The 6,265-nt window shown below is 72.6% G+C and carries 5 protein-coding genes; 1 reads left to right on the top strand and 4 read right to left on the bottom strand.

Annotated elements, in window-relative coordinates; translation table 11 throughout:
* Nucleotides 1-41: 41 nt before the first annotated feature.
* Nucleotides 42-2,294: a serine/threonine-protein kinase gene (locus tag GKQ77_RS25315; RefSeq protein ID WP_219691248.1), complete on the top strand. Its 2,253-nt coding sequence runs from the start codon at nucleotides 42-44 to the stop codon at nucleotides 2,292-2,294.
* 47 nt (nucleotides 2,295-2,341) lie between these two features.
* Here the strand turns inward: GKQ77_RS25315 and GKQ77_RS25310 are convergent, their stop codons facing one another.
* From GKQ77_RS25310 to GKQ77_RS25295, 4 genes are all read right to left on the bottom strand, one after another.
* Nucleotides 2,342-2,641 (bottom strand): SH3 domain-containing protein, encoded by a 300-nt coding sequence (locus GKQ77_RS25310; RefSeq protein WP_219691247.1) that lies wholly within the window; start codon nucleotides 2,639-2,641, stop codon nucleotides 2,342-2,344.
* Nucleotides 2,642-2,749: 108 nt separating this feature from the next.
* A complete protein-coding gene (gene ilvD, locus GKQ77_RS25305; RefSeq protein ID WP_219691246.1) occupies nucleotides 2,750-4,603 on the bottom strand; it encodes a dihydroxy-acid dehydratase in 1,854 nt (617 codons plus the stop codon).
* A gap of 142 nt (nucleotides 4,604-4,745) precedes the next feature.
* A complete protein-coding gene (locus tag GKQ77_RS25300) occupies nucleotides 4,746-5,378 on the bottom strand; it encodes a TetR/AcrR family transcriptional regulator (RefSeq protein WP_219691245.1) in 633 nt (210 codons plus the stop codon).
* Nucleotides 5,375-6,199 carry a sugar phosphate isomerase/epimerase family protein gene (locus GKQ77_RS25295; RefSeq protein WP_219691244.1) on the bottom strand — a complete coding sequence of 275 codons (825 nt, stop codon included), beginning with the start codon at nucleotides 6,197-6,199 and terminating at the stop codon, nucleotides 5,375-5,377. The genes GKQ77_RS25300 and GKQ77_RS25295 overlap by 4 nt, the downstream gene beginning before the upstream one ends.
* Nucleotides 6,200-6,265 lie beyond the last annotated feature (66 nt).

Genomic DNA, 6,265 nt, shown 5'->3' with positions numbered 1-6,265 from the left:
GGCGCATGGCGTAACGGGGGATCGCGGGGGAGGTCGGGACAGTGTCACTCCGTGAAGGAGATCCGGAGGAGATCGGCGGTTATCCGCTGGAGGCGCGGCTCGGCTCGGGCGGCATGGGCACCGTCTTCCTCGCGCGTACGGCCTCGGGGCGGCCCGTCGCCATCAAGCTGATCCACCGGCAGTTCGCGGACGACGAGGAGTTCCGGATCCGCTTCCGGCAGGAGGTGGCCGCGGCCCGGCGCGTCAGCGGCGCCTTCACCGCGGCCGTGATCGACGCGGACCCCGAGGCCACGCACCCGTGGATGGCGACGACGTACATCGAGGGGCATACGCTCGCCCAGCGCATCGCCAAGCACGGCCCGATCGGCGGCGCCGAGCTGCGCGCGCTCTCCATCGGGCTCACGGAGGCGCTGCGCGACATCCACCGCGCGGGGGTCGTGCACCGGGACCTCAAGCCGTCCAACGTGGTCCTCTCCCCCGAGGGCCCGCGCGTCATCGACTTCGGCATCTCGCGCGCGGCGGACCAGCAGACGCTGACGATGACGGGGCGGGTGATCGGGACGCCGCCGTTCATGTCGCCGGAGCAGTTGCAGGCGCCGCGCGGGGTCGGGCCGCGCTCGGACGTGTTCTCGCTCGGCACGCTGCTCGTGTACGCGGCGACGGGCCAGGGACCCTTCGACGCGGACAGCCCGTACATGACCGCGTATCAAGTGGTGCACGAGCCGCCGTCGTTGGGCTCGGTCCCCGGCGCGCTGCGCGGGGTCGTCGAGCCGTGCCTGGCGAAGGACCCGAAGGACCGGCCATCGGCGGACGAACTCCTCGTCCGGCTGCGGGATCTGCCCACGGATCTCGGGGCCGCCGCCGTCGAGGGCGCCGCGCGCCCCACGTGCGAGACGGACACGCAGCACCATCTGGCCGGTGAGGATACGCCCACGCCGACCGCCTCCACCGTGAAGGCCGCCTCCCCCGCGAAGGCCGCCTCCGCCACCGGCCCCCGGTCCGGGAACCGCCGCCGTCGGCGCTCCGTCCTTGCCGCCGCCGTCGCCGTCGCGGCGATCGGCGCCGGTGTCGCGCTGATGCGGACCGACGATCCCGGCGGGGCGGGTGGCGAGGGCGGCACGGACGACAAGGGCCGCACTGTCGCGGCGACCGGTTCTCCGCTGCCTGGCGGGTTCGAGCCGTGGCGGAAGCAGGTGCTGGGCGGTCGTGCGGACATTCCGGACGAGCTGCGGTGCGAGGCGCGCGGGGACGCGCTGTTCTGCGGGGGCGGCGGGGTCGTGGCGGCCCGGCTGCGGATCTCCGACGGATCCCGCGTGTGGACGGAGAAGAGCCCGGGCGTGCCGGTCCAGGGCATGCATCTGGTGGGCGTCACCGATGACACGGTGCTCGGTTACCGCTTCGCCGCCGAGGGCACGCCGGGCGGTGACGCGACCGAGGTCGTGGCCGTCGACGCGGACAACGGCAAGGAGCTGTGGTCCGTGCGGTCGGGCGCCCAGTCGACGGCCGTGACGGGGCGGACGCAGGACGCCGTGGTCTCCGGCTCCCTCGTCATGACGGTCGACGCGTCGAACGGACGTTTTGAGGCGCGGCAGGCGCACAGTGGCCGCGTGCTCTGGCGGGCGCCCTTCCCCGCCGCCTCGGAGTGCGCCCCGCTCTCGGCGGGGCAACGGCTGTACGCGGTGTGCGCGCCGCGGGCCGAGGTGGAGGCCGGGGAGGTGCGCCACTCGGCCGTGCACGAGATCGGGCGCGGCTCGGGGCGGTTCGGCAAGGGTGTGCCCGTGGCGGGTCCCGTGCAGCCGGTCGGCTCCGTCGACGGTGATGTCGTACTGCTGCGGCAGCGCGTGAAGGGGCCCGAGTTCCTTGGCTACGAAGGGGTGGCGCGGGTCGACACGGATGCGGGGAAGGTGTCGTACGCGCCCTTGCCCTCGGTGTACGAGGGGACGCCGGGGATGGCGGGCGGCACCGTCTACCTCACCGGGCGGACCGGGCTCGTACGCGCGCTCGATCCGGGGACCGGCAAGCAGAAGTGGTCCCGGCAGACGGGGCTCGAAGGCGCTTCGGGGCCGGCCGCCGCGGGCGGCACGCTGTACTTCAGCTCGGCGAGCGGGCGCGTGGCCGCCCTCCGGGAGCGCGGCGGCGCCAAGCTGTGGGTCACCGATCCGCGTGCCGACGGCGTGTCCGGCGAGATGAACGCGAGCCCGAGGGTGACCGTCGCGGGCCGCGCGGCGATCGTGACCGGCGCGGAGAACACGGTGTTCGCCTTCGACACGGCGAGGCCGCCGGAGTCCGAGTGAACCCTCGGAGTCCGGCGGCCCCGTGAACCCGGCCGCCGCGGAAGCGGTCAGCAGCGCGGGGCCACGTAACCGTCGCTGCCCGTGCGGACGTACGTATCCGAGATGTACCGCCCGCTGCCGATCCTGTCCCACAGCTTCGAGGTGCCGGTCGGGCCGGTGACCGTCTCGCCCGGCTTCTGGCACTGGATGGTGACGCGGGTGCCCGCGCTGAGGCGGCCGACCTTGGAGTACGACGTGCCAGGGCCGGAGCGGACGGTGACGTCCGCGGCGACCGCGTAGGTTCTGCTGAGGAGCGCCTCGACCGCGGTGGCGTCGGCGCTCTCCGGCGTGATGACGTTCTCGCTCATGTGTTTCCCCCGTAACCGGCGGCGCGGGCCGCCCCTGGTGTGTTCCTCACCAAGGACGCGCCCGCGCCGCGAAAGGTTTCCGGAGTTGGGCCGGATGCCGGGCGGGTGTCAGCCGAGCTTCGACACGTCCCGCACCGCGCCCTTGTCGGCGCTGGTCGCCATCGCCGCGTACGCGCGCAGGGCGGCCGAGACCTTGCGCTCGCGCGCCTTGGGCTCGTACACCCCGCCGAGGGCCGCGCGGCGGCGGTCAAGCTCCGCGTCGTCTACGAGGAGTTCGATCGAGCGGTTCGGGATGTCGATGCGGATGCGGTCGCCGTCCTCCACCAGGGCGATCGTGCCGCCGGAGGCCGCCTCGGGCGAGGCGTGGCCGATCGAGAGGCCCGATGTGCCGCCGGAGAAGCGGCCGTCGGTGACCAGGGCGCACGCCTTGCCGAGGCCGCGGCCTTTGAGGTAGGAGGTCGGGTAGAGCATCTCCTGCATGCCGGGGCCGCCCTTGGGGCCCTCGTAGCGGATGACGACCACGTCGCCTTCCTTGACGCCCTTGGTGAGGATCTTCTCGACGGCCTCTTCCTGCGAGTCGCAGACGACTGCGGGGCCCTCGAAGGTCCAGATCGACTCGTCGACGCCCGCGGTCTTCACCACACAGCCGTCCACGGCGATGTTGCCCTTGAGGACGCCGAGGCCGCCGTCCTTGGAGTAGGCGTGGGCGACATCGCGGATGCAGCCGTTCGCGGCGTCCGTGTCGAGGGTGTCCCAGCGCTCGGACTGCGAGAAGGCCTCGGCGGAGCGCTTGCAGCCGGGCGCCGCGTGCCACAGCTCGACGGCCTCCTCGGAGGCGGAGCCGGAGCGGATGTCCCAGGTGTCCAGCCACTCCTTGATGGAGGGCGAGTGGACGGTGTGCACGTCCTCGTTGAGCAGGCCGCCGCGGTACAGCTCGCCGAGGAGGGCGGGGATGCCGCCGGCGCGGTGCACGTCCTCCATGTAGTACGTCGTGGTGGGCGCGGCGTTCGGCGCGACCTTGGCCAGGCAGGGGACGCGGCGCGAGACGGCGTCGATGTCGGTCAGGTCGTAGCCCACCTCGGCCTCGCGGGCCGCCGCGAGCAGGTGCAGGATCGTGTTGGTCGAGCCGCCCATGGCGATGTCCAGGGCCATGGCGTTCTCGAACGCGGCGTGGGTGGCGATGCCGCGCGGCAGGACGGAGGCGTCGTCACCGTCGTAGTAGCGCTTGGTGATGTCCACGACCGTCCGGCCCGCGCGCTCGTACAGCTCCTTGCGGGCGGTGTGCGTGGCGAGGACCGAGCCGTTGCCCGGCAGGGAGAGGCCGATGGCCTCGGTCAGGCAGTTCATGGAGTTGGCGGTGAACATGCCGGAACAGGAGCCGCAGGTCGGGCAGGCGTTCTCCTCGATACGGAGGATGTCCTCGTCCGAGATGCTCTCGTCCACCGCGTCGCTGATCGCGTTGACCAGGTCGAGCTTGCGGACCGTGCCGTCGACGAGCGTGGTCTTGCCGGCCTCCATCGGCCCGCCGGAGACGAAGACCGTCGGGATGTTGAGGCGCAGGGCCGCCATCAGCATGCCGGGGGTGATCTTGTCGCAGTTGGAGATGCAGATCAGGGCGTCGGCGCAGTGCGCCTCGACCATGTACTCCACCGAGTCGGCGATCAGGTCGCGCGAGGGCAGGGAGTACAGCATTCCGCCGTGGCCCATCGCGATGCCGTCGTCCACCGCGATGGTGTTGAACTCGCGCGGGATGCCGCCGGCCTCGCGGATCGCCTCGGAGACGATGCGGCCGACCGGCTGGAGGTGGGTGTGGCCGGGCACGAACTCCGTGAAGGAGTTGGCGACGGCGATGATCGGCTTCCGCCCGATGTCGGCCCCGGGTACACCGGAGGCGCGCATAAGGGCGCGGGCGCCCGCCATGTTGCGGCCGTGGGTGACTGTGCGGGACCTGAGCTCGGGCATCGTCGCTCGCTCCTTCGTGAGAGATGGGGCTGCTTCGAGCGTACGCCGCGGCTCCAGGATCTGGACAGGGTGTCCGGATGACGGGACGGCTGTCTCAGGCGGCAGGCGAGTGCCGGGCGTCGGCGGGGTGCCGGGCGGCGGCTCACGCGCCGGTCAGATGCCCCTGCACCACCGGTGCCACCCGTGCCACGATCTGTTCCACGTCCGCCGATGCCAGCGGCTCGACCTTGATCACGTAGCGCAGCATGGCGATGCCCACCAGCTGGGCGGCCGCCAGTTCGGCGCGCAGTTCCGCGTCCGGCACCTCCAGGCGGCCCGCGATACGGCCGAGGAGCTGGGCGGCGATGAGGCGGCGGAAGACCGCGGCGGCCGTGTCGTTGTTCACCGCGGAGCGCACGATGGCGAGCAGCGGGGCGCGCGTGGCGGGGTTCTCCCAGACGCCGAAGAAGAAGCGGGTCAGCCGCTCGCCGACCCCGTCGAGCGGGCCCTCCTCGACGGCGGCGGGCGCCTCGAGTGCGGGCGCGAAGCCGACGGTGATGGCCGCCTCGAAGACTTGCTCCTTCGTACCGAAGTAGTGGTGTACGAGCGCCGGGTCCACCCCGGCCGCCTTGGCGATGCCGCGCACGGAGGCCTTCTCGTACCCCCGTTCGGAGAATTCGTCGCGGGCCGCCTGGAGGATGCTGTCGCGCGTGGCGGGCCCGGTCTCCGACCGCGTACGAGAAGGGCGTCCCCGGCGGCGCGGGGCGGCGGGCCCCTGGGGCGCGCCGGAGGTCATGAGCGGGGCACCCGCACCGCCGACGCCAGGTGCAGCCGCGTGAAGGCGAGGGCCTCGGCGAGGTCGGCCTCACGTTCGGCGCTGGACATCGCGCGGCGCGTGTTGACCTCGATGACGACGTGTCCGTCGAAGCCGGTGGCCGCCAGGCGCTCGAGGAGTTCGGCGCAGGGCTGGGTGCCGCGGCCGGGGACGAGGTGCTCGTCCTTGGCGGAGCCCTTGCCGTCGGCGAGGTGGACGTGGCCGAGCCGGTCGCCCATGCGGTCGATCATCTGCATCGCGTCCGTGCGGGCGGTCGCGGTGTGCGAGAGGTCGACGGTGAAGTGGCGGTAGTCGTCCTTGGTGACGTCCCAGTCGGGCGCGTACGCGAGCATCTCGCGGTCGCGGTAGCGCCAGGGGTACATGTTCTCGACGGCGAAGCGCACGTCCGTCTCCTCGGCCATCCGCCAGATTCCGTCGACGAAGTCGCGCGCGTAGTTCCGCTGCCACCGGAAGGGCGGGTGCACCACGACGGTGGACGCGCCGAGCTTCTCGGCGGCGGCCTTGGCGCGCTGGAGCTTGACCCAGGGGTCGGTGGACCAGACGCGCTGCGTGATCAGCAGGCAGGGGGCGTGGACGGCGAGGATCGGGATCCGGTGGTAGTCGCTCAGTCTGCGCAGGGCCTCGACGTCCTGGCTGACGGGGTCGGTCCACACCATGACCTCGACGCCGTCGTAGCCCAGGCGTGCGGCGATCTCGAAGGCCGTCGCCGTCGACTCCGGATAGACCGAGGCCGTCGACAGGGCGACCTTCGCATCCGGGATGCGCACCACTGGTTCTGCCACGAGGGACAGGGTACGGGCCGCGCCCGCACGCCGGGGAGGTGGGCTCAGGGGGTCCCGGCCGGGGTG

It is taken from the genome of Streptomyces anatolicus (genome assembly GCF_019400875.1).
Taxonomy (GTDB): Bacteria; Actinomycetota; Actinomycetes; order Streptomycetales; family Streptomycetaceae; genus Streptomyces; species Streptomyces anatolicus.
The sequence above is the reverse complement of the archived record's forward strand: the minus strand, read 5'-3'. Positions and strand labels throughout refer to the sequence as shown.

What these genes read in the sequence shown, in the direction of transcription:
- ilvD (WP_219691246.1), bottom strand. Translation starts at nt 4,603, where the DNA reads ATGCCCGAGCTCAGGTCCCGCACAGTCACCCACGGCCGCAACATGGCG.
- GKQ77_RS25300 (WP_219691245.1), bottom strand. Translation starts at nt 5,378, where the DNA reads ATGACCTCCGGCGCGCCCCAGGGGCCCGCCGCCCCGCGCCGCCGGGGA.
- GKQ77_RS25310 (WP_219691247.1), bottom strand. Translation starts at nt 2,641, where the DNA reads ATGAGCGAGAACGTCATCACGCCGGAGAGCGCCGACGCCACCGCGGTC.